Below are 22,141 nucleotides of genomic sequence, written 5' to 3'. Positions count from 1 at the left end.
GATTCAATGACAGATTACAAAGTAGCGGATATCAGCCTAGCTGATTACGGCCGTAAAGAACTTAAAATTGCAGAAAGCGAAATGCCAGCACTAATGGCTATTCGAGCTAAATATCGAGATGAGCAACCTTTAAAAGGCGCAAAAATTTTAGGTTGTATTCACATGACCATTCAAACGGGTGTGTTAATTGAAACTTTAGTTGAACTAGGCGCTGAAGTACGCTGGTCATCATGTAATATCTTTTCAACTCAAGATCATGCCGCAGCAGCTATTGCAGATTCTGGTGTGCCTGTTTTTGCTTGGAAAGGTGAAACTGAAGAAGAGTATATTTGGTGTATTGAGCAAACCATTACTAAAGATGGCAAGCCTTGGGACGCTAACATGGTGCTAGATGACGGTGGTGATTTAACTGAAATCTTACATAAAAATTACCCTGAGCTATTAGCTAATATCCACGGTGTGACAGAAGAAACCACAACGGGTGTTCATCGTTTGCAAGAAATGTTAGCCAAAGGTGAGTTAAAAGTACCGGCTATTAATGTTAATGATGCCGTAACTAAATCTAAAAACGATAACAAATACGGTTGTCGTCATAGCTTAAATGATGCGATTAAACGTGCGACTGACCATTTATTGTCGGGCAAAAAAGCGCTTGTTATTGGTTATGGTGATGTAGGTAAAGGTTCTGCTCAAAGTTTACGTCAAGAAGGCATGATAGTGTCTGTAACAGAAGCGGATCCAATTTGTGCAATGCAAGCTTGTATGGATGGTTTTGAAGTTGTTTCTACCTACAACGATGGTATCAACACAGGTAAACTTGAAGATATTAATACCGCATTATTAGCGAAAACAGATTTAATTGTTACCACAACAGGTAACTATAATGTTTGCGACTCGAATGTTTTACAATCGTTAAAATCAAGCGCAGTGGTATGTAATATTGGTCATTTTGACAATGAAATTGATACTGCATTTATGCGTAAAAACTGGCGCTGGGAAGAAGTTAAACCTCAAGTTCACCAGATATATCGTAGCGACAATGAAAACGATTTCTTAATTTTATTATCAGAAGGTCGTCTAGTTAATTTAGGTAATGCGACAGGCCACCCATCACGTATTATGGATGGTTCTTTTGCAAACCAAGTTTTAGCACAAATTCATTTATTCAAAGAAAAATTTGCGGATTTACCAGCAGCTGATAAAACAGCCGCTATTACCGTTGAAGTTTTACCTAAACAATTAGATGAAGAAGTTGCAGCTTATATGGTTAAAGGCTTTGGTGGCGTGGTAACACAGTTAACCAAGGAGCAAGCTGAATATATTGGCGTTACTGTTGAAGGTCCGTTTAAACCAGATACTTATCGCTACTAAAATTTAGCCTAATTAAATTTAGTTTTTAAGCCTTAATCATGCAAGTGGTTAGGGCTTTTTTGTATCTGGCTTTCATGGATTACAGCAGGATAAATGATCGTTATTTACGGCTATATGATGAACAATTGTTGGGTAAATTTACAATTTTCAGCTTTTTAGTACAAGTAGTTCTGTTCGAAAATTGACCAAATTGAAAGCTTAAACTGTACTCAGGATTCCTAAACAGCATTGTACAGGAGTTAAAATGAAACGTTTATATTTTATTGTTGATCATCTAAAGCATACTGAAAGTATCTCAGATGATATTCATAAAGCGGGTATTAGTGATTGGCATTTTCATGTGTTGAGTAAAGACGAGTCAGGTTTGTATCGTCGTCATGTTCATACAGCTAATATTTACCACCGAAACGATTTAGTACACAGCGGACAGCGAGGACTCATATTTGGGGTGCTGTTTGGTATTTTGCTTTTACTCGGCCTGCACTTTTTTAATATTGAATTACCTCAATATATACCGCTTATCTTTTTTGTTATGGCAAGTTGTTTTGGTGCCTGGCTAGGGGGCTTTTATGGTATCCAAATGAATAATTACCAACTGAAACGGTTTGAAGCTGAGATAGATAAAGGTAAATATTTAATTTTTATTGATGTAACTCGAAAAAATCAGCAACAAGTGAAAGCGCTAATGCACCAATATCACCCAGAGGCTAAAGAGATGGGTCAAGGGAATACGCTGATTTTACCTTTTGCATAAATGGGGTCCTTCAATATTAAATACAGCTGTTTTACGTTTGCTACGTGAAACAGCTTTTTTCATTGGGACTAGCAGCGATTTAAATCAAAACTTAAACTTTGTTTAATCTCAGTATGATTAAGTGCCAACATGATTAGGCGATCAATTCCAAGCGCGACGCCAGCACAATCCGGTAAGCCACTTTCAAGCGCGGCTAATAAATGTTGATCGATTGGTTTGGCAGGTTTTCCATTATTTTGTCTTAGCTGATTGTCTTGTTCAAATCGCTTTAACTGTTCGTCTTTATCGGTTAACTCATGAAAACCATTGGCAAGTTCTATGCCTTTAAAATATACCTCAAAGCGCTCAGCTACTCTTTGATCCGCTTGACTTAGTTTAGCTAGGCTGGCTTGCGCTGCAGGAAAATGGTATACAAAACAAGGTGCTTTCTGACCAATATTAGGCTCAATAAAGTCGCTAAAAATCCATTGTAATAGGTCTGTTTCGGTGTGAAGACAGTTTGCTATATCAATTTGGTTATGATCTTCTAAAAACGTTTTTAGCGCACCAACTGAGGTTTTTAGCGGGTCAATTGACGTATACTTTAAAAACACTTGCTGATAAGTTAGCCGCTGTGCTGGTGGGCAATTTAAAACTTGACGTAGTAAAGCTTCGGTTTCGTCCATGAGTTTAAAATGATCAAAACCGAGCCGATACCATTCAAGCATGGTAAATTCGGGGTTATGAAAGCGACCAGATTCATCGTTTCTAAAGGCTTTACAAATTTGGTAGATGCAACCCGATCCTGCGGCTAAAAGCCGTTTCATTGCGTATTCTGGTGAGGTTTGTAAATAAAGTTCAACGCCTTGATGAAACCCCGGGCCATTAAACTCAGTCGTTAAATTTTCTAAGTGTAAATCGGTCACACCATGTCTTGCGAGCAAGGGGGTTTCAACTTCTAATACATTTTGTTTAGAAAAAAAATGACGAATGGTTTGAATGATTTGGGCACGTTGTTTTAATGCCTGAATTGACGCACTGGGTTGCCAGTTTTGCATAAAGGTTGGGAATTTCTTTTGGATGAGGATAGAAATAAATAAACAGAAAAAACGTTTGGTTTTTTCTGTTTATTTAACTGTGCTTATTTTACGCGTGATACATACTCACTTGAGCGAGTATCCACTTTAATCACTTCACCAATTTGCACAAATAAAGGGACACGAACAACTGCACCTGTGCTTAGCGTGGCTGGTTTACCACCTGTGCCAGCTGTATCACCTTTTAAACCCGGATCGGTTTCAGTAATCTCTAACTCAACAAAGTTTGGTGGTGCAACGGCAATTGGATTGTCATCCCATAAAGTAATAGTACAAACGTCTTGTTCAACTAACCATTTGTCAGCATCGCCTACTGCTTTTTCATCGGCAGCGATTTGCTCAAAGGTTTCGTTATTCATAAAGTGCCAAAACTCACCATCGTTATATAGGTAGGCTAGTTCATGATCCATTACTTCTGCTTTTTCGACTGTTTCGCCTGATTTAAAGGTTTTTTCTAACACTTTGCCTGAAATTAATTTGCGAATTTTTACACGGCTAAAGGCCTGACCTTTACCTGGCTTAACAAATTCATTTTCGATGATGTTACAAGGTTCACCATCTAACATAATTTTTAAGCCAGCTTTAAATTCGTTGGTGCTAACTGTTGCCATTTAATCCTCTATAAATCGTATATCGTCAATAATTGATAAATTTTACCGCATATTCTGTCATAAAAAAGTAGTTTTTAACAAAAAAGCTTGAATACCAAATAAAATATCCAGATGGTCGCTGCAATCCAGTTAAGGTACAATAGTGATATCGCATTAGAATTGATTGCATCCATGTTTAATTATGAATCTAACTGGCAAAAAGAGCTAGCCCATACGATTACCAATCCGGCTGAGCTTTTGTCTTTACTCGATATTAACCCTAAAGATTATCTGGCCGACTTTGCGGCCAGAGAATTATTTCCGGTTCGGGTTCCCAGACCTTTTATCGGTAAAATGGAAGCTGGTAATATTCACGACCCTTTACTAAAGCAAGTGATGGCATCGGCATTAGAGTTTGAGCAAAAAGCGGGTTTTGTGGCGGATCCCTTAGGCGAGCATGAACCTGTGTTACCTGGGGTATTACACAAGTATAAAAGCCGGGTGTTGTTAATGGTGAAAACCGGCTGTGCGGTTAATTGCCGTTACTGTTTTAGACGTCACTTTCCTTATCAGGAAAATGCGCTTAATAAAAAAAATTGGCCTGATGTTATCGCGTATTTACAGCAAGATAATGCGATTAACGAGGTGGTATTAAGTGGTGGCGATCCATTAATGGCACAAGACAAGCATTTAGCTGAGTTAATTAAATTAATAGAGTCAGTTGAACATATTAAAAGAATTAGAATACATACGCGTTTGCCTGTGGTTATCCCGCAACGGATCACCCCTGAACTGACTCAAACGTTATTAGAAAGTCGGTTAAAACCTATTATTGTATTACATATTAACCATGCAAATGAAATTGATAAATTATTGTCAGATTCATTAGCGCGTTGGCGTGATAGCCGAATAACCTTATTAAATCAGGCAGTGCTATTAAAAGATGTGAACGATAGTATTAGCGCTTTGGTTGAGTTAAGCGAAACCCTATTTGATACTGGCATTATGCCTTATTACATTCATTTATTAGATAAAGTACAAGGCGCTGCTCATTTTTATCGGCCTGACGCAGAATTAGCCAAATTGCAGCAAGGGCTACTAGCTGAATTACCAGGGTTTTTAGTGCCTAAATGGGCAAGAGAAGAGGCGGGGCTTTTAAGTAAAAGCCCCGTAGTTCTAAGTTCTTAATAGGCAAAACCAAATTAGGCATAAAACCCATAAGTTACGAGGGGTCGCCAGAGCTAAATTATTTTTTACAAAATAAAAGGGGTTAGCCCGGCTTTTTCATCAAGTTAAACCTTAATGTTGATATTTTGACCGACTGCCAAATCTGCAGAGCGAGGAGGGGATACCTCAGCAGATTGCAACAAATCAACCGCAGCTTTCCCTTCGGTTTCTTGTTGCGACTTAGCTAACTTTGCAGCTCGTAATTCTGCGCTACTGTTATCTAGGTTTGACGTTTGGCCTAAACCAGCTGAACTTACGTCCATTAGGACCTCCAATACAACATCGAGCAAAATTGCTCTGGTATAACGAGAGCAGAATTACCCTCACAAAGCTTATCGGCAATAAGCGGCAAGACTTTAGGTTTTATTATTCAATTTTATATATTTTTTTACACGCTCAAGTGATCCCCACGTATGACTTGGGTATAATAGGATTTAAGTTTTAATTAGCGGAGAATCAGTTTGCAAAATGTAATAGAAACCATCAGACAAAATATCGCGTTAGCGCATCAACAAGCAGTTGATTGCGATAAGCTTATTGAGGAACTTAAAACTCAAGGGAAAGGCAAATTTAGTGCTATTTTTAGTGAAGGTTTCGCAACCCGTTCTGATAAATTTTTACCTTATGTAGAAGAAATGGCTTCGCACTTCCATGATTTAATTGGACAAGGGCAAACTGATATTCCAAAAGATGATTTGGCAAGAATTGTTCAGCAGTTGGAAATTATTTTTTCCACTCAAGCTAAATTTTTTGAAGCTATATCTGACAAGACGCAAATGCATTAAGGCTAAATTTAAGCGTTTGGCTATAATTAAATCAATAATTGAATGAGGTTTGATTATGGTCGACATGACTCAGCCCGGCTTTATTAACTCTGGTTTACAGACTGGATTATATCAGCCTGCCACACAAGTTCAGAGTGTATCTGCATCGTCAAACGTCGTGAATGCTCAGCCTTTAACTGAGCAAGTTGAGTTATCTCCTCAAGCTAAGCTATTACAGCAAAACGAGCAGCTTAATCAAGCCAGACAAGATAGCTTATTTGCAAATCCACAAGACGAGAAAAAAAGTGAAGCCGAACCTAACTTAGATTCGGTGCGGATATCGTCTAGTATCGGCGAAGCTGCTAGCTCTGTTGGCTTGACCGAGCAAGAAGCAATTAAGTTATATCAGAGTATTAAAGAGCTTTTGTAATCACTAATTTAACCCGAGTTAAGATTAATTAAGCTTTTTTCACACCAGACACACGACACCAATCGCCTTCAATTTCAACTGGATCTAAATCGAACCATTGCTGGTAAATATCGCAAATAGCCTGAGCTTGGCTTTCTAGTAATCCAGATAGTGCCAGCTTACCTTGTGGTTTAACATAAGCTTGGATAATAGGTGCTAGCTCTTTTAATGGCCCCGATAGAATATTGGCAACCACTAAATCAGCTTGCGTTTCAGGCTGGTTTTCTGGCAAATATAAATCAATTTTATCAGCAACTTGATTGCGCTCAGCGTTAGCTAAAGAGGCTTGAATCGCTTGAGGATCAATATCAATGCCGATGGCGTGTTTAACCCCAAGCTTTAAACCTGCAACGGCTAAAATACCTGAACCACAGCCAAAATCGACAAGTGTGTTATTAGCTTGCACGTGTTTATCTAACCATTTTAAACATAAAGAGGTAGTTGGATGAGTACCAGTACCAAAGGCTAAACCCGGGTCTAATATAATATTAACAGCATCGGGTTCAGGAATATCACACCAACTTGGGCAAATCCATAATCGTTGCCCGAATTGAATAGGTTCAAAGCTGTCCATCCATTCTCTGATCCAATCTTTATCTTCTAATTGCTCAACCTTATATTCGCCGTTTTGTCCAAATGGGAACTGTTTAAGTTGCTCAATTATTTGCTCTGGATTGATTTCAGCATCAAATAAGCCAATGGCTATCGTTTCATCCCATAGTAAAAAATCACCTGGTTTAGGTTCATAAATTGGGGTGTCTTGAGCATCTAAAAAGGTAACAGAAAATGCGCCTAGCTCTATCATTTCGTCAGAGATTAAGTCTGCATTTTGTTTATTTGTGGTGTAGCGGATTTGAATCCAAGGCATGGCAGTAACCTATCATAAATGGAGGAATGGTAAACACAAATAAAAAAGCCGAAACAGGTTTCGGCTTTTTTGCTGTTAGGATTGTAACGGATTAATGACCGCCAATACCCAATTTTTTCTCTAGGTAGTGGATGTTAGTACCACCATTTTGGAAATTTTCGTCTTTTAAAATTTCTTTATGTAAAGGTACGTTTGTTTTGATCCCTTCAACGACAAGTTCGTTTAATGCATTTTGCATACGAGCAATAGCAATGCCGCGATTTTCCCCATAAGTAATGAGTTTACCTATCATTGAATCATAGTTAGGAGGCACACTGTAGCCTGCATAAATGTGTGAGTCCCAACGAACGCCTAAACCACCCGGAGAATGGAATCGGTTGATTTTTCCCGGGCATGGCATAAAGGTATCAGGGTCTTCTGCATTGATACGACATTCAATTGCATGGCCATGAAATTTGATTTCTTCCTGAGTGATAGATAGTGGCTGACCTGCAGCAATTTTTAACTGCTCCTTGATCAAATCAACACCAGAAATCATTTCTGTAACAGGGTGCTCAACTTGGATACGCGTATTCATTTCAATAAAGTAGAATTCGCCGTTTTCGAATAAAAATTCGAATGTGCCAGCACCACGGTAGCCAATTTCAACACAAGCGCGGCGACATCTATCACCAATAAATTTGCGCATTTCTTCAGTAATGCCTGGTGCAGGTGCTTCTTCTACTACTTTTTGGTGGCGGCGTTGCATTGAACAGTCACGCTCACCTAAATGAATAGCACTGCCTTGGCCGTCGGATAACACTTGAACTTCAACATGGCGTGGGTTTTCAAGGAATTTTTCCATGTAAACCACATCATTATTAAATGCTGCGCCAGCTTCTTGTTTGGTTAGCTCAATTGATTTTATTAAATCAGCTTCAGCACGAACAACACGCATACCACGACCACCACCGCCGCCAGCTGCTTTAATGATAACCGGATAGCCAATGCGTTTTGCAATTTGGATATTTTTTTGCGCATCATCACCTAATGGACCATCAGAACCTGGAACACAAGGTACACCCGCTTTTTTCATGGCATTTATAGCAGAAACTTTATCGCCCATTAAGCGAATGGAGTCGGCGGTAGGGCCAATAAAAATAAAGCCACTTTTTTCAACTTGCTCAGCAAAACCAGCATTTTCAGATAAAAAACCATAACCAGGGTGAATTGCAACTGAGTCTGTTACTTCAGCAGCCGCGATAATTCTTGGAATATTTAAATAGCTTTCATTGGCAGGCGCTTTACCAATACAAATCGTTTCATCAGCGAGTAAAACGTGTTTTAACTCACGATCAGCAACAGAATGAACTGCAACTGTTTTTATACCGAGCTCTTTACATGCACGTAAAATACGCAATGCAATTTCACCTCGGTTAGCAATTAATACTTTATCTAACATGAGTCACAAACCTCTTAGCCAATAATGAATAGTGGCTGTTCAAATTCAATTGCGTCGCCGTTTTCAGCTAAAATTGACTTAACAACGCCCGCTTTGTCGGCTGTGATTTCATTCATCATTTTCATCGCTTCGATAATACATAAAGTATCACCAACGTTTACTGTGTCGCCTACGCTCACAAAAGGTGCAGCGCCAGGTTTAGAAGCCGCGTAGAAAGAACCTACCATAGGTGATTTTACTTCATGACCTGCTGGTGCAGCAGGCGCTGCTTCAGCTGGTGGTGCCGCAGGTGCAGGCGCTGCTGGAGCTGCAGGAGCGGGTGCATATTGCATTGGTTGGTTAAACTGTGCAATTGGAGCCGCACGGCTAATGCGTACTGCTTCTTCACCTTCGGTAATTTCTAATTCTGAAATACCAGATTCTTCAACTAATTCAATTAGTTTTTTGATTTTTCGAATATCCATAGCCATAATTTTGCTCTCTCTTTAATTTGTTTTGCAATGGTCATTATTTGATAGTTCGATGCGCAGCATCGAGTGCGTAAAAGTATCCCTGATGGCCTAAACCGCATATCACAGCTTGAGCTACATCAGAAAAGTACGAATGATGTCTAAAACTTTCTCGTTGATGTACATTGGACAAATGCACTTCGATAAAGGGGATGCTAACCGCGAGCAGTGCGTCTCTTAACGCTACACTAGTATGTGTAAAGGCTGCTGGGTTAATAATAATAAAATCGATTTTTTGGTGAGCCTGATGAATCGCGTCAATTAATTGGTGTTCGGCATTTGATTGAACGTGAGTAAGTTCTATATTGAACGTTTCAGCTTGTTGCTGAAGTTGCGCTACAATGTCATCTAAGGTTTCGTGGCCATAAATTTCAGGTTCACGCTTACCCAGCATGTTTAAATTGGGACCGTTGAGTAAAAGTACTTTTTTATGACTGTTTTGCATGTTTCTTTAACTTTTAGGCTAATTTATCAGTTAACTTCGGTGAAAACGAGGCGAAGTTAGAAATTTCCCTAACTATAGAAGAATCTGACGCAATTTAAAACGATAATTTCAAAAAAAATGGTCTAACCAGTTACTTCTTTGCAAAATTGGCGAAAATACCCCGCTTTTTGCCGATTTTTCCCTCAGTTGTAAAGTTGGAGCTAGAACGGTTTATTTATTCAGCTATTAGACAACTGTTAGCCAGCCAAGTTCGGTAATCATCTGATACTTGTTGAATCGGGCAAGCGATAATTTCTGGCACTTGGTAAGGATGTATTTGTTTGACTTTGTCTTCAAGGCGACTAAACAAACTATGATGCGTTTTGGCGAGTAATAAATACTCAGTGTTGGTTTCAACTTGTCCTTGCCACTGATAAGTTGAAGTAATAGGGGCTAATAATTGTGTACAAGCAGCTAATTTATCGTTTACTAAGGTTGTCGCTATTGTGTTTGCAACGTCTACATCTGGGCAGCTTATATTGACTTGAACAAAATCAGTCATGATATTATATATTCCTTATTTCATTTTCGTCTAAACGATTTTTAAATGTATTAGTCATATAGACGGTAGACTTGAAGTTTTGTTCATTAGTTACCATATATATAAGTTAATACTAGCGAAGAGTGAATTATGTTTTTTAAATTATTTATTTTATTTGTTGTCTTGCCTATTTTAGAAATAAGCGTGTTGCTTGAAGTAGGTGATGCAATTGGCGGTTGGACAACCTTAGCTATCGTAATTTTTACTGCTATAGTAGGCGCTCAACTGGTTAGAGCTCAAGGAATCGCAGCTTTAGCTGAAATCAAACAAAAAACCGCAATGGGCGAATTGCCAGCCGAATCTATAACGGAAGGTATTATGATACTAGTTGCTGGTATTTTATTAGTGACCCCAGGTTTTATTACCGATGGTATTGGCTTATTAATGACAATTCCACTTACTCGTAAACCTTTTGCCCATGTTTTAGTTAAGCAACTTAGCCAACAAATGAAAGCTCAGCATTTTACTTATCAAAATCATGCGGGCTTTCAGCAGCATTCTGGCTCTCCTTTTAATTCGCATCAAACTCATTCAAAAGATGACAGCACTGTTATTGAAGGTGAATTTGAACGGAAAGACGACGAGAAAAAGCTAAAATGATCCATGTTCGTGCTTCATCCCTTTCCACATCTGCTATCTTTTAGATAATCAAGCTTACGCAATTGATTGTAGAGTCGCTGTTTTAGTTGTCATTTTAATTCTTTAGAATAAACGCGGCTCTTTTCATTTTCAGCACAGTGTCACCAACATAAGGATTTTACGTGAAGACTCGTTATAAACTTTCAATTGGCATTATTATTTTTATTTTTGTGTTTGTATTAGCTGATAAGTTGATTGATCGCACGCCAATTGTGCAAAGTATTTTAGACGATGTTAACCAAAATGCGCCTTACACTTTAACAATTAAACACTTAGAGCATAGCTTTTTGCAGCCAGGTTTAGTGATTGTGGACGGATTTAATTATCAAGATGAGTTTGCTCAATCGGCGCGCATTGAGCACGTAAAGCTAAATGTTAATATTCCTGCTTTGATTAAGCAAAAGGTACTTGTTGAGGTACTTGGAATTAACGATGTTACGTTAGATTTTTCTGAACAAGGGATTAACGATTTAATTAGTGCTTTAGCAAAAGAACAACCAGAGCCTAATGAAGAAGAAAATAAAGCGTTACCTATCTCAGTGGTTGAATTAGATGAATTAGTCGTTTTGCCAGTTAAATTAGATTTTGAGGCTCAAACTGGAAATATTAAAGCTGAAGCGGTTCAAGTAAAACTGAGCAACTTTAGTTTGTTGCATGATGGTGTGTTTGATTTAAATCAAGTTAAAGGGCTCGTTGAAATTAAATCAGATAACGTCGAGTTGATGGTACAAGATCTTAAAAATACACGAGACAATGCGAAAATCGAACTGGCATTTGCTAAAACGGATATCCGTATAGATATAAACCAAACCAAACCCAGCCAAGTTACTTTGCAATCTTTTAATTTACAGCAGCTTGATGCTTTAGTTGATTTGGGCAAAATAGAAGAAGCCTCGCAAAATGTCGTTGAAGAAGTGAGTGAGGAAGTGAAAGTTAAAAGTAAAGAAGTGGCAGCCGATCTAATAGAACTACCGATTGATTTGTTTATTCAGCAAGCTAAAGTGCAACAAGCCAATCTTGAATTAAAACATGGATTACAAACGGTTCACGCGAAGCAGCTATCAGTTGATTTAACTGATTGGGCGGTAACCGATAATAAGCAGTTTATTTTAGCTAAGCTTAAAGGTCAGTTAGCACTAAAACTTGCGCAAGTTAGCCAACGTGAAGCAACGCAAGCTGAGTCTGATCATATTGATATAACCCCCGGTTTTCATAGTTTGGCTAAATTAAACGATTTAGAGCTGCAATTAGACTTGAATCAAACGCAGTCTGGTCAACTGACGGTTCAGAAAATGAATTTAGCTGAAGTTGAATTAGAGCTTAATGCAGATTCAGCAAAAGCTGAGCTTGGCGCGACACAAACAGATGAATCAACACAAAATGAAGATCAGGTGAGTCAATCGAGCTCTGAACAAGCATTAAATGAAACTGCTGCACAATCGGCTGATTCGCCAGAAAGTGAAGCAAAGCCTGACCCAAAACCAGGATCATCCAAGGGAACTCAGGCTGAGGGAAACCAGCAATTATCTATCGAAGTGCCTTTTGATGTAAAGGTTGAGTATATTGGCGTAAATAAATTTAACGCAACCTTGGTGCGCGATGAGCAAAAAGTGCAAATTAAAAACTTGAGCGTTGCCCTTAAACAAACCCAATTAACTCAAAATAAGCGCTTTATGTTAGATAAAATTAATAGCCAAATTGAGTTAAGCATTGAACAACTCAATGCATTGGATTATCAAGCTAAACAATTTATTGCCAAAGCGAGTGTCGCAGAAGGGAAAGTTGATTTGGTGCAACTTGACTCTGAACTTTTAGGCGGTGAACTGAGTGTTACCGCAGATGCAACTTATATTGCACCTTATGTGGTTAATTTAAATTCATTTACAGCTAAAAATATTTCAGCACAGGTTAAATTGGCACAACCTAAATCTTCATCAGCAAGTGAGTCAGAAAACCCAGCACAAGCGGAATCAAATGAACCTGAAGCGGTAGACAATTCATCTAAGCAAACTGACGAAATTGAAGCTATAGAATCATTAATCGTTAATGCTATTTCAATTAATAATGTAAACCTTGAGTTGCTCGACCCAGAGCAAAACAAAGTTTGGTTTGCGGCTAAGCAATTTTCATTTGAATTAGATCACTTACCACTTGTACAAGCTCATAAAATGCTAGCATTAGAAACATTAAAGTCTGGTAGTAACATGAAATTAAAATTAGATGAGTTGACGTATTTATCATCTATTGTTGATTCAATCGCACTGAATGTTACAACGTTAGATCAAGGTATTGAAGTTAATCAATCGGGCTTTCAGTTAGATGGTGGGCATTTAATTGCAAACAGCAAATTAACGACCAATAACGAAAAATTAAATAGTGTTGCAAACATTGATTGGAAAAATTTGAATTTAGACCGAATTCAGGCTTTTGTAAAAGACAGCCCTATTAAACCGCAAGGTCGTATCTCTGGTAATTTACAAACTCAACTTAACTTTTTACCCACCAGTAAAGATATTAAAGACATAGATGGCGAAATTAAACTGGAAACATCAGAATTTGATTTAAAAGGGATCGCGCTAGATAAAATTATTGATGGCTTTCGTTCTAGTCAAGAAACTTCATTACTTGATGTTGGCGCATTTATGGTATCTGGACCTTTAGGCATGGTAGCAATGAACTTTGCTCAGCTTGGTTCGGGCGCAGCACAATTAAGCGGCTCAACGAAAATGAAAAAAATTAAAGTGGATAGCCATTTAAAAGACAGTGTATTAACCTTAAACCGTGCTAACATTCAAACTAAAGGCAATCATTTAGGTTTGTACGGAAAGGTCGATTTAGCTAAAAATAGATTTAAAAAACTACGCTTTGGTATTTTAAATGATGAAGGCTGTGCCAATATAAAACAAACTTTAGATGGTCCTTTTGCCGAAGTGAAAGATGTATTATTTAGTACTACAACAGGCGCAGTAACCAGCCCATTATCCAGTGTATTTAATCAAGCGGCAAATTTAGCTAATGGCGGGAAATGTAAGTCATTTTTTCCTGAGTAAATAAAAAATCAGGCAACAAAAAAGGCTAATCCAAATTAGCCTTTTTATACTTCATAAGCACCCAATAAGCACCCTTATTAGTCGATTTATTAGAGCTTAATTTGGGTCTTGCTCTATTTCATCAAAATCGGGCTTAGATGCAAAATGTTTTTGTGCATACTCCACGCGATGTTTTGCATCTCGCTTGTGCTGAATCTTTGCTATCTGCTGTAATCTAGGTTTTAAACCAGAACCATTGGCAACTTGAATGGATAAGCCGGGTCTGGCATTGAGTTCTAACACTAGTGGACCAATTTGTTTATCTATTACAATATCTGCGCCTAAATAGCCTAAGTTGGTTTCTTCATAACATCTTGAAGCCAATAATAAAAGTTCATGCCAATCGGGAACACATAGCTCTGAGAGCGCTTTTTGAGTATCTGGATGATGACTAATGGGTTGCCCAAATTGCACAGCGTGCAAAGCTTTACCTGTACCTAAATCAAGCCCAACGCCAACGGCTCCTTGATGTAAATTAGCCTTACCGTCTGAGTCTTTGGTTGATAATCGCATCATAGCCATCACAGGATAGCCTTGAAAAATGATAACTCGTATATCAGGCACCCCCTCATGGCTAAAACCATCAAACATAGGATCAAATTCGATCAACTCTTCAATTATCGCTACATCAGGGTTGCCACCTAAACTATAAAGTCCAGCTAATATATTTGAGCAGTGGTGTTGGAGTTGCTCCATATTTAGCATTTTCTGATTAGGTTTAACATATAAATCGTTATCTTGGTTAATGATAACTAAAATGCCTTTACCGCCACTCCCTTTGGCGGGTTTAATTGCAAAACCTCGATTTTTAGGGAGGTGGTGTAGCAACTGCTTAACTTGCGATTGATGGTTAATGGTTGCAATTAACCCCGGCACTTTTATTTCGGCATGCAACATTAACTTTTTAGTTTTTAGCTTATCATCAACGAGTGGATATAAATGACGGTCGTTATATTGAGAAATATAACGACTGTTTCGCTCATTCATACCCAAAATACCAAGCGCACTGAGTTTAAAAGGATTTGCGAGCCATGCCGGAAATATCATTTGTTTGAATCCTGATCGGCTTGGTGAGATAACATAGGCTTAAATCGATAAAGCTCTAATAAACGGTAGCCAGTATAATTGCCTAATAACAAAATGGCAGCTAAAATAATAAATTGCATGCCCAAAAAGTTAAAAGTGAGATGACGTAAAACATCGCTGGTCATTGCAAGGTATGCGATTAATGCGGTTAATAAGCTGCCACCACCTTGAATGAGTACCTCTTTTGCGCCTTCTTCTTCCCACAAAATAGACATACGCTCAACTGTCCAAGATAAAATAATCATTGGGAAAAAGGTCACTTTTAACCCTTCAGTTAAGCCAACTTTGTAACTTAGTACACTAAATACGGCAATAATGGCAATAACACTAATAATGACCGCGGATATTCGTGCTACCAGCAATAAGTTTAAATGGGACAGATAACTTCGAAGCATTAAACCGGTTAGTACTACTAACAAAAAACCAACTAGGCCTGTAATCAGTGAGGTTTGAATAAAGGCGACGGCGATTAATACCGGCATAAATGTACCAGAGGTGCGTAAGCCCACTAGTATTCTTAATAAACAAACGACTAAAGCACCAACAGGTAATAATAAAATGGTTTTAAATAATGCTTGTTCTTCAATAGGTAAACTGTGAATCGAAAAACTGACTAAATTTTGCTCAGTATCTTGTTTAGCTTGCACCGCTGCGGCAATAGATTCTTGTTTTTTGATGATAGAGAAACTGACCCCAGAGTGATTCGCGCCTACAACTTCCAGTACAGGAGACTGCAATTGTTGCCATAAAATATATTCTTCTGGCAAGCCTCTTAATCCAGTCATAGGTTGAAATATTTCAGTTTCTTCATTTTGCCACACTCGTACAAAAGGGACTAAGTCTTGGCGGCGGCGTCCATCTTCTAACTTCAACCCATATATGAGTTGGGCTGGAATAGCCGCTTGATTTAATAAATCAACCGCTAAGCGTGCTAAATTAGACTGCTTGTTTTCTAATAGCGCAATGTTTTGATCTTGTTCTTGCTGGGTGAGTATTTTAAACAGTTGCTGAGCAAAGCTAAACTCGTCAGCGGATTGTTGTCTAACTTGACTTAAAATTTGATTTGCTGCTGTTTTAAAAGGTTCTTCCCAATTTATTAAATTGAGCTTAGGAGCAGGAATATTCGCTGTCGCTTGGCTGTTATCAACTAAAAAATCGGCGCGGTAAAACAAAGTTTGCTCATTAATGGCCTGACGAATTGACCATTCACTTTTAGGTGGTTGGTCAATAAAAGCAACACCATATCCTGGGGATGCTGTACTTTCGTTAATCAACGTAAACCCATTTTGACTTTGAGGGCGGCTGAGGTTGACTTTTACGGCTTCACCTATGGCATCAAATTCGACTCTGGCTTCTATTGACCAAATGGTCGATTTTTCGCCTGGCATCCAAGGCACCTGGTATTCTAGGTGACGAAAAATAGATAAAACCAAACCAATGGTAATTAACCCGGTAATTAATAAGTAAAATGGGAGCTTGGAGCGTTTCATTATTTAAGGTCGCTTTTTTTATATTTTGGGTGAATATATGTTTGGCCAACATCAATTAAAGTAATGTCTTGTAAAAATTCACGACCAAGTAAAATAGGGTAGTCCATGTCTGAGCGATCAGCTAAGGTAAATTCTGCCATTTGATGCAGTTTACCCAAATGCATGCTTAATTGCACAACATGACGGCGCTCAGTTTTATCGCTTGATGATTGACGAATACGAACGGTGCGTTCAATTTTAGCTTCAATTTCACGACCATCTAAATCGGTGACTTGATGAAGCAACTGAAAGCGAACCCAATTTTCGCCATCTCGTTCAAATTCCACGATATGTTTAGCACTCAAAGAGGAAGTTGTTGCGCCAGAATCGACACGTGCTCTAAAGTGCTCGTCAACGACTGAAAAATAAACCCATTCCAGCTCACCTACAATCACTTTACCATTGAGCTTTTGTTCTACCACGGTTGGTTTGGGACAGTTTGCAGTGCTGCTTGAAGGGGTTTTAGCCTGAAGTTGATTTAGTTTTTGTTCAATTTTTTTGGCTGTTTTTATTAGCAGCTCATTATCAGCTTGTTGTTGGGTTAATTGTTGCTCAACCGGCTTTAAGGCGGCCTGGCAGTTCATATTAGTGTTTTCTTGGTAAGCTTTAAATTGCTCACTAATATGGGTATTTATCTCAGTTTTAAGTTCATGGTTAGCTTGTGAAGGCGCGCTTAAACTACTACAGGCCGTTAAATTTATCGTAACTAAACATATAAAAAAAGTAATGCATTTGCGCTTGTTCGATATCATATAATTTAAAATCTATAGGTTTGATAAGATTAGTTTTTTATTTTCTCACTTTCGAGGCGGACTTGGCAAGTTAACTCTGTAGTCTGTGATTTATTTGTGACTAATTTGACGGTTATATAGGTGTTTGAAGCGGTTGTTACATAAGGTTAGCGTTTAAAAATTATCTTAGGCTAGGCAGAAATAAAACGCTTTAGTTCTCTAAACGAATGATTCCTAATCCAGCCCAAGATAATTTTGCTCACCGTTCTTTTTGTAATACAAAAAATAATGCGCCTAACCGATAACCGATTACGCTAATCCAAGTAGCGAGCTTTTTTATTTGGCTTTAATTTATGGGTGTCTACTAATACTAAGCCATCTATGCAATCAGCAAAGTCTGGGTCAACGCCAAAGTCTAAAAATTGAACGCCGCCCACTTCCGTTAATTCACTATACTGTTTGTATAGTGTGGGCACATTGCACCCCATATTGGCTAACATTGATTTTAATTTTATGAAATCTTGTTTGTAATCATTACCGCTAAAAGCCGTTTTAAGCTCGTTTAATACAATCTCAGATATTTGATAAGGTCGCTTTGAGCTGGCCAAATCAAAGGTTGATTGAAAGTAAAGTTTATAAAAATAGACCATTAGATCTTTCGCGGCTTTAGGCATGCTATTACTCATGCTCACCGGTCCAAATAAATATCTAATGTTGGTATTTTGTTTTAAATACGCACCAATGCCATACCACAGATAATCTAAGCTGCGCATACCCCAATATTTAGGTTGAACAAAACTCCGGCCAAGCTCTAAACCTTGATGAAAATAAGGCTGCATTTGCTGACCATAATTAAATAAAGAATCTGTATATAACCCTTTTTGGCCATACAAATCGACAATTGTTTGGGTGTTCCCTAGCCGATATGCGCCAACAATTTCTGATGCCTCATCATCCCATAAAATTAAATGTTCATAGTAAGCGTCATATCTATCAATGTCGCGGCGGCAACCTGAGCCTTCGCCAACGGCCCTAAAGGCGACTTCTCTGAGTCTGCCTATTTCACGCATTATGGGGGAGCTGTCTAAAAACTGATATAAATAAATATCTTTTTTATCCGACGTTTGCCCAATTAAGCTGCATTGTTTAATGGCGTGTTTTAGTTCACTTTTAGGTTCGGGGCGGGCAATTGCGCTCTCGGTTTTAAAGCAGCCTTTTTTTTGCTTTCCAATTCGATATAAATGCCTTTGAAACAGTCTAATTTTCTCTTTTTTATTTAGCTGCATGCCTTTGAAGCTTTCATAAGGAATTAATTCACCAATGCGCACAGGCATGCTTTTATCTTGCTGTTTAAACATTTCTTTGACCAAAAATAGGGTTGATAAAGGTTTGTACAGCATGGATAAAAAATAAAATGATGTGGAATTTTTGCCTTGTACATACATAGGTAAAATGGGTGTTTGTGTCGCCAATGCTAACTTTAAAAAGCCGCCATTCCAGTTTGTGTCTCTGATGCCAGATGGCTTTAATCTGGATACTTCACCAGCCGGGAAAATAATAATTAAACCTTCGTTGGCAAGGTAATTTTGAATACCTTTAATGTTTTCGCGCGCGGTTCTGCCACCCATGTTATTCACAGGTAATAATAGTTTTTCGAGCGGTTCTACGGCCATTAACAGTTCGTTGGCGACGACTTTAAAATCTTTTCTAACTTCACTGACTAATTTAATTAAGGCTAAACCATCCAATGAACCTATTGGGTGGTTGGCAACAATAATGCATCGACCATGGCTTGGAATACGCTCAAGTTCTCTATCTGTTATGGTGTAGCTAAAGTCAAAATAATCGAGTACTTGTTCAACAAAATCTAACCCAGTTAGATGGGGATATTGGTCTGCAAATTCTATAAATTCGCGTTCGTGTAATAAACGCCGTAAAGCAAATTTTGTAACCTGAGTTAAAAAAGGGTGCCTTTGCAGGCTAGGTATATTTCGTTCGATCACTTCATCTACGGTAAACATAGCTTGTACTCCAAGTAAATATCACTTGGAGTGTAAGCGGGTAGTATTAAGGTTAGATGCCAAATTTATGTCAGAATAATGTCAAAATACATTAAGCTGCTTGTTTGTTTGGGATAGGGCGATTTTGCTCAAACTGGGTGAGCGATTCTATGCTTTCAGTCCAAAATATTAGTTCAATGGTGCCGTCTAAATTTTCCGCAAGCAAGGTGCAGTTTTCGATCCAATCGCCATCGTTACAATAAAGGCAGTTATCGATAACCTGTACATCGGGTTGGTGGATATGACCACAGATTATACCATCTACTGATTTTTTCTTGGCATAACGAACGGCGGCAAGTTGATACCTTTTTATTGCATCATTTGCGCCTTTAACTTTGTTTTTGATATAACCGGCCAAGGACCAATATCGACAACCCAATAATTTGCGTAAACGAAAACAGCTACGGTTTAAAAATAAGAGAAAGTCGTAAAGTAAGTCGCCTAGTATCGATTGCCATTTGCCTAGGCAAACATCGCCATCAAATACATCGCCATGGGTGATGAGTAATTTTTGGCCAGATACTGTCGTGTGGATTATCTCTGGGTGTATTTCTATTTTCGCAAAAGTCATACCCAAATATTTTTTGATTTTTTCATCGTGGTTACCCGGTAAATAAATGACGCGGGTGCCATTGTTAGCTTTATTAATTAGGGCATCTATGACTTGGTTGTGTTTATCTGGCCAGCTAAATCGACGTTCGAGTGCCCAAATATCAATGATGTCGCCCACCAAATATAAAGTATCACAGCGGGTTTTAGACAACATGTCTAATAAATAATCGGCTTTGCAGTCTTTACTCCCTAAGTGAAGATCGGATAGCCAAATAGATTTGTAGCAATAAGTGTGCGAAACCATAAACTTGTCCTTTTTAATGACCTAAAGGCAGCATGGTTTATAAAAGTTAAGTTAACTTGACTGTTTAATGAAGGTTAGATGACTGTCGAATCGGTAACTTTCGTCTAAATTGTTAACTTACCTCAACTCTGTGTTTATGAATTACCAGTCAAGTATAGTTTCATCGCTGAAAAAACACCTTTTATTTCAACAATATCGTAGCGATTGCAATGTCTTTTTGTTTGTCTGTCGCATAAATATAGCCAGCGATGATCATTATCTAAATCGACTTGGTAGTGAGTATCTAAAAAGAACTCTGGGCTACCAAAACGACTAGGTATATAAATGCTTTGTGCAACGACCCCCAGCTTTTCGTAAACAATGACTTTAGGATAAGGAAAAATTACCAAAATAATGAGTAACAGGGCGATAAATGCATATCTGAGATTAGACTTTTTTGCTGAGCTGGTGCTATTAGATGGTGCGTTAACTTCAATATCTGTTTGAAGCTCTGCCTTTTTTTGTTTAATTAACGCTTGTTGGCGTTCAATGGCTGAGCGTTGGTTTGTTTGCTTCAGCTTTTTTTGAAACGCTTCTTTATCTAATAGTTTTTGCTTTTGCTTCATAGGATGATTTAATTATTGTTCTTCAGTTTTTGTTGTTTCAGCTCGAAAGTCGATATCAGAATTAGCCAATACATAAGCAAATAAACTATATACAGCAACATTTTGTTGTAGTGACTCTAGCTTTACTTTATCAAACGTATCATTGGCGGAATGTAAATACTTAAAATATTCTTGACTATCTTGCACCCAATTAACAACCGGAACATTGTATGGTAATAAATATTTGGAATTAGTACTGGCAGTACTACTATTATGGCCTCGTTCAATATTGAGGTCATTAACTAATGTATGCAAGTAGTCTACATCTGTCAGTTTGCTTGTTGGCAGGTGAGTATCTAAACGAGTGATAAAATCAGCGCCTAGGTCAGACTCTGCAACAGCAACAATTTGATTTAATTCGTCTTTATATGTTTTTATGAATGTTTGCATACCTGATTGTTTCAATTGGCTATTAGTCAAAATAGCTAGGCGAATGCTTCTTTTGGGTGCTTGTTCTAAATTCATTAACTGTTTTATCGTTGCCAGCATAATACCAACACCAGCAGCATTATCTAGAGCCCCCGTACCTAAATCCCATGAATCAATATGCGCGATAAGTAAAATAATTTCGTCAGGTTGCTCTGTCCCCGGAATATCCGCCACTAAATTATATGAATTGAGCCATTTATCTTCAGTATTATTTAGGGTTAGCGTAAGATGAACGGGTAAATTTTTTGTGAAAAGTCGATCGAGTAAATCCGCATCAACACTAGAAATGGCTGCCGCTGGAATTTTTTTGACATCAGCTTGATATAGCACCGAACCTGTATGAGCGATTCGAGAATTTAAAGTTGTTAAAGAGCGTACAATGACAGCTTTGGCGCCTAGTTTGGCGGCAACAATAGCGCCTTGCTGGCGTATATTTAGTGTTTTTATATATTCATTGCTATGGACGTCTTGTTTAAGTGCTTTGGCAATATATACAATTTTATCTTTAACGGCTTCAGGTTTAGCAGAACGCAGATCTTCAATCGAGTTAAACCGTATAACTTGCGCATTTATACCATTATGTGTGGTTGAAATAGACCCCCCCAGCGAGGTAGTTACAAGTTGGTGTTGGTATGGCTGAGTCACTTGTGCTGACGCTGCATGCCTACGCCAATTTCGAACTGGGACTTTTTGTTTATTAATTTGGGTAAGCCCAATTTCTTGAAGTTGCTGTTCTAGCCAATTTATACTATTAATTTCAGCTTGACTCCCTGCTTGGCGTGCACCAAACTCAGTAGTGAGCGATTCTGCAACAAAATAAGAATAATCGTCTGCCAGCGCTGTTTGTTTTAAGTGTTCTAAATTTTTATTTTTTAATAAAGGGTCAGTATTTGCCTGAATATTTTGGCTAATTAAAAATAGGAATAAAAATAAGGAAAACAGGTGATTAAGTTTTTTTTGCATATATTATCGTAAAGCGTTAGT

22 protein-coding genes are annotated in these 22,141 nt (G+C 38.1%); 7 read left to right on the top strand and 15 right to left on the bottom strand.

The window, feature by feature from the left end; translation table 11 throughout:
• Window positions 1-6: 6 nt before the first annotated feature.
• Window positions 7-1,371, top strand: a complete 1,365-nt coding sequence (gene ahcY, locus OLW01_RS10530; RefSeq protein ID WP_268073869.1) for an adenosylhomocysteinase — start codon at window positions 7-9, stop codon at window positions 1,369-1,371.
• 244 nt (window positions 1,372-1,615) lie between these two features.
• Window positions 1,616-2,125 carry a hypothetical protein gene (locus OLW01_RS10525; RefSeq protein ID WP_268073868.1) on the top strand — a complete coding sequence of 170 codons (510 nt, stop codon included), beginning with the start codon at window positions 1,616-1,618 and terminating at the stop codon, window positions 2,123-2,125.
• Between the two features lie 68 nt (window positions 2,126-2,193).
• On the opposite strand, the gene epmA is transcribed toward OLW01_RS10525, so the two are convergent.
• Together epmA and efp are read right to left on the bottom strand one after the other, a co-directional pair.
• On the bottom strand, window positions 2,194-3,162 hold the full coding sequence (gene epmA / locus OLW01_RS10520; protein ID WP_268073867.1) for an elongation factor P--(R)-beta-lysine ligase: 969 nt from the start codon (window positions 3,160-3,162) through the stop codon (window positions 2,194-2,196).
• 83 nt (window positions 3,163-3,245) lie between these two features.
• Complete coding sequence (gene efp, locus OLW01_RS10515; RefSeq protein WP_268073865.1) at window positions 3,246-3,812, bottom strand: elongation factor P; 567 nt, start codon at window positions 3,810-3,812, stop codon at window positions 3,246-3,248.
• Between the two features lie 171 nt (window positions 3,813-3,983).
• Between efp and epmB the strand changes: the two genes are divergently transcribed.
• The gene (gene epmB, locus OLW01_RS10510) at window positions 3,984-4,979 is read left to right on the top strand and encodes an EF-P beta-lysylation protein EpmB (RefSeq protein ID WP_268076212.1); all 996 of its coding nucleotides are present in this window, start codon (window positions 3,984-3,986) and stop codon (window positions 4,977-4,979) included.
• Window positions 4,980-5,083: 104 nt separating this feature from the next.
• On the opposite strand, the gene OLW01_RS10505 is transcribed toward epmB, so the two are convergent.
• Window positions 5,084-5,281 (bottom strand): hypothetical protein, encoded by a 198-nt coding sequence (locus tag OLW01_RS10505; protein WP_268073864.1) that lies wholly within the window; start codon window positions 5,279-5,281, stop codon window positions 5,084-5,086.
• Window positions 5,282-5,479: 198 nt separating this feature from the next.
• On the opposite strand from OLW01_RS10505, the gene OLW01_RS10500 reads away from it, so the two are divergent.
• Both OLW01_RS10500 and OLW01_RS10495 read left to right on the top strand, forming a co-directional pair.
• Window positions 5,480-5,803 (top strand): hypothetical protein, encoded by a 324-nt coding sequence (locus OLW01_RS10500; RefSeq protein ID WP_268073863.1) that lies wholly within the window; start codon window positions 5,480-5,482, stop codon window positions 5,801-5,803.
• Between the two features lie 55 nt (window positions 5,804-5,858).
• Window positions 5,859-6,212 carry a hypothetical protein gene (locus OLW01_RS10495; protein WP_268073862.1) on the top strand — a complete coding sequence of 118 codons (354 nt, stop codon included), beginning with the start codon at window positions 5,859-5,861 and terminating at the stop codon, window positions 6,210-6,212.
• A 28-nt stretch (window positions 6,213-6,240) separates the two neighbouring features.
• On the opposite strand, the gene prmA is transcribed toward OLW01_RS10495, so the two are convergent.
• From prmA to cutA, 5 genes are all read right to left on the bottom strand, one after another.
• Window positions 6,241-7,119, bottom strand: a complete 879-nt coding sequence (gene prmA / locus OLW01_RS10490; protein ID WP_268073861.1) for a 50S ribosomal protein L11 methyltransferase — start codon at window positions 7,117-7,119, stop codon at window positions 6,241-6,243.
• 91 nt (window positions 7,120-7,210) lie between these two features.
• Window positions 7,211-8,560: an acetyl-CoA carboxylase biotin carboxylase subunit gene (gene accC, locus OLW01_RS10485; protein WP_268073859.1), complete on the bottom strand. Its 1,350-nt coding sequence runs from the start codon at window positions 8,558-8,560 to the stop codon at window positions 7,211-7,213.
• A gap of 14 nt (window positions 8,561-8,574) precedes the next feature.
• A complete protein-coding gene (accB, locus tag OLW01_RS10480; protein ID WP_268076211.1) occupies window positions 8,575-9,024 on the bottom strand; it encodes an acetyl-CoA carboxylase biotin carboxyl carrier protein in 450 nt (149 codons plus the stop codon).
• Window positions 9,025-9,067: 43 nt separating this feature from the next.
• Window positions 9,068-9,514, bottom strand: coding sequence for a type II 3-dehydroquinate dehydratase (gene aroQ / locus OLW01_RS10475; protein WP_268073857.1), 447 nt, complete (start codon window positions 9,512-9,514; stop codon window positions 9,068-9,070).
• 214 nt (window positions 9,515-9,728) lie between these two features.
• Window positions 9,729-10,055, bottom strand: a complete 327-nt coding sequence (gene cutA, locus OLW01_RS10470; RefSeq protein WP_268073856.1) for a divalent-cation tolerance protein CutA — start codon at window positions 10,053-10,055, stop codon at window positions 9,729-9,731.
• Between the two features lie 129 nt (window positions 10,056-10,184).
• Between cutA and OLW01_RS10465 the strand changes: the two genes are divergently transcribed.
• Together OLW01_RS10465 and OLW01_RS10460 are read left to right on the top strand one after the other, a co-directional pair.
• A complete protein-coding gene (locus OLW01_RS10465; protein WP_268073855.1) occupies window positions 10,185-10,694 on the top strand; it encodes an FxsA family protein in 510 nt (169 codons plus the stop codon).
• Between the two features lie 161 nt (window positions 10,695-10,855).
• On the top strand, window positions 10,856-13,783 hold the full coding sequence (locus OLW01_RS10460) for a hypothetical protein (protein WP_268073854.1): 2,928 nt from the start codon (window positions 10,856-10,858) through the stop codon (window positions 13,781-13,783).
• A gap of 96 nt (window positions 13,784-13,879) precedes the next feature.
• Here OLW01_RS10460 and OLW01_RS10455 read toward each other — a convergent pair whose 3' ends face one another.
• The 7 genes from OLW01_RS10455 to OLW01_RS10425 all read right to left on the bottom strand — a co-directional run bounded on the left by OLW01_RS10455 (window position 13,880) and on the right by OLW01_RS10425 (window position 22,120).
• Window positions 13,880-14,869 carry an alpha-L-glutamate ligase-like protein gene (locus OLW01_RS10455; protein WP_268073853.1) on the bottom strand — a complete coding sequence of 330 codons (990 nt, stop codon included), beginning with the start codon at window positions 14,867-14,869 and terminating at the stop codon, window positions 13,880-13,882.
• Window positions 14,866-16,398: an inactive transglutaminase family protein gene (locus tag OLW01_RS10450; RefSeq protein WP_268073852.1), complete on the bottom strand. Its 1,533-nt coding sequence runs from the start codon at window positions 16,396-16,398 to the stop codon at window positions 14,866-14,868. The genes OLW01_RS10455 and OLW01_RS10450 overlap by 4 nt, the downstream gene beginning before the upstream one ends.
• A complete protein-coding gene (locus OLW01_RS10445; RefSeq protein WP_268073851.1) occupies window positions 16,398-17,189 on the bottom strand; it encodes an ATP-dependent zinc protease family protein in 792 nt (263 codons plus the stop codon). Before OLW01_RS10445 ends, OLW01_RS10450 begins: the two co-directional genes overlap by 1 nt.
• Before the next feature lie 293 nt (window positions 17,190-17,482).
• The gene (olsF, locus tag OLW01_RS10440) at window positions 17,483-19,189 is read right to left on the bottom strand and encodes a bifunctional ornithine lipid synthase OlsF (RefSeq protein ID WP_268073850.1); all 1,707 of its coding nucleotides are present in this window, start codon (window positions 19,187-19,189) and stop codon (window positions 17,483-17,485) included.
• Window positions 19,190-19,280: 91 nt separating this feature from the next.
• On the bottom strand, window positions 19,281-20,084 hold the full coding sequence (locus tag OLW01_RS10435; protein ID WP_268073849.1) for a UDP-2,3-diacylglucosamine diphosphatase: 804 nt from the start codon (window positions 20,082-20,084) through the stop codon (window positions 19,281-19,283).
• 134 nt (window positions 20,085-20,218) lie between these two features.
• The gene (locus OLW01_RS10430) at window positions 20,219-20,689 is read right to left on the bottom strand and encodes a hypothetical protein (RefSeq protein WP_268073848.1); all 471 of its coding nucleotides are present in this window, start codon (window positions 20,687-20,689) and stop codon (window positions 20,219-20,221) included.
• A 12-nt stretch (window positions 20,690-20,701) separates the two neighbouring features.
• Window positions 20,702-22,120, bottom strand: a complete 1,419-nt coding sequence (locus OLW01_RS10425) for a M28 family peptidase (protein WP_268073847.1) — start codon at window positions 22,118-22,120, stop codon at window positions 20,702-20,704.
• Window positions 22,121-22,141: the final 21 nt, after the last annotated feature.

This window comes from Catenovulum adriaticum (genome assembly GCF_026725475.1).
In the GTDB taxonomy this organism is placed as follows: domain Bacteria; phylum Pseudomonadota; class Gammaproteobacteria; order Enterobacterales; family Alteromonadaceae; genus Catenovulum; species Catenovulum adriaticum.
The sequence above is the reverse complement of the archived record's forward strand: the minus strand, read 5'-3'. Positions and strand labels throughout refer to the sequence as shown.

Bases quoted from the DNA above. Each gene is read 5' to 3' on its own strand.
- OLW01_RS10465 (WP_268073855.1), top strand. From the start codon at position 10,185: ATGTTTTTTAAATTATTTATTTTATTTGTTGTCTTGCCTATTTTAGAA.
- OLW01_RS10425 (WP_268073847.1), bottom strand. From the start codon at position 22,120: ATGCAAAAAAAACTTAATCACCTGTTTTCCTTATTTTTATTCCTATTT.
- prmA (WP_268073861.1), bottom strand. From the start codon at position 7,119: ATGCCTTGGATTCAAATCCGCTACACCACAAATAAACAAAATGCAGAC.
- aroQ (WP_268073857.1), bottom strand. From the start codon at position 9,514: ATGCAAAACAGTCATAAAAAAGTACTTTTACTCAACGGTCCCAATTTA.
- OLW01_RS10435 (WP_268073849.1), bottom strand. From the start codon at position 20,084: ATGGTTTCGCACACTTATTGCTACAAATCTATTTGGCTATCCGATCTT.
- accB (WP_268076211.1), bottom strand. From the start codon at position 9,024: ATGGATATTCGAAAAATCAAAAAACTAATTGAATTAGTTGAAGAATCT.
- OLW01_RS10450 (WP_268073852.1), bottom strand. From the start codon at position 16,398: ATGAAACGCTCCAAGCTCCCATTTTACTTATTAATTACCGGGTTAATT.
- accC (WP_268073859.1), bottom strand. From the start codon at position 8,560: ATGTTAGATAAAGTATTAATTGCTAACCGAGGTGAAATTGCATTGCGT.
- epmB (WP_268076212.1), top strand. From the start codon at position 3,984: ATGTTTAATTATGAATCTAACTGGCAAAAAGAGCTAGCCCATACGATT.
- cutA (WP_268073856.1), bottom strand. From the start codon at position 10,055: ATGACTGATTTTGTTCAAGTCAATATAAGCTGCCCAGATGTAGACGTT.
- OLW01_RS10525 (WP_268073868.1), top strand. From the start codon at position 1,616: ATGAAACGTTTATATTTTATTGTTGATCATCTAAAGCATACTGAAAGT.
- olsF (WP_268073850.1), bottom strand. From the start codon at position 19,189: ATGTTTACCGTAGATGAAGTGATCGAACGAAATATACCTAGCCTGCAA.
- efp (WP_268073865.1), bottom strand. From the start codon at position 3,812: ATGGCAACAGTTAGCACCAACGAATTTAAAGCTGGCTTAAAAATTATG.
- ahcY (WP_268073869.1), top strand. From the start codon at position 7: ATGACAGATTACAAAGTAGCGGATATCAGCCTAGCTGATTACGGCCGT.
- OLW01_RS10495 (WP_268073862.1), top strand. From the start codon at position 5,859: ATGGTCGACATGACTCAGCCCGGCTTTATTAACTCTGGTTTACAGACT.
- epmA (WP_268073867.1), bottom strand. From the start codon at position 3,162: ATGCAAAACTGGCAACCCAGTGCGTCAATTCAGGCATTAAAACAACGT.
- OLW01_RS10430 (WP_268073848.1), bottom strand. From the start codon at position 20,689: ATGAAGCAAAAGCAAAAACTATTAGATAAAGAAGCGTTTCAAAAAAAG.
- OLW01_RS10455 (WP_268073853.1), bottom strand. From the start codon at position 14,869: ATGATATTTCCGGCATGGCTCGCAAATCCTTTTAAACTCAGTGCGCTT.
- OLW01_RS10445 (WP_268073851.1), bottom strand. From the start codon at position 17,189: ATGATATCGAACAAGCGCAAATGCATTACTTTTTTTATATGTTTAGTT.
- OLW01_RS10505 (WP_268073864.1), bottom strand. From the start codon at position 5,281: ATGGACGTAAGTTCAGCTGGTTTAGGCCAAACGTCAAACCTAGATAAC.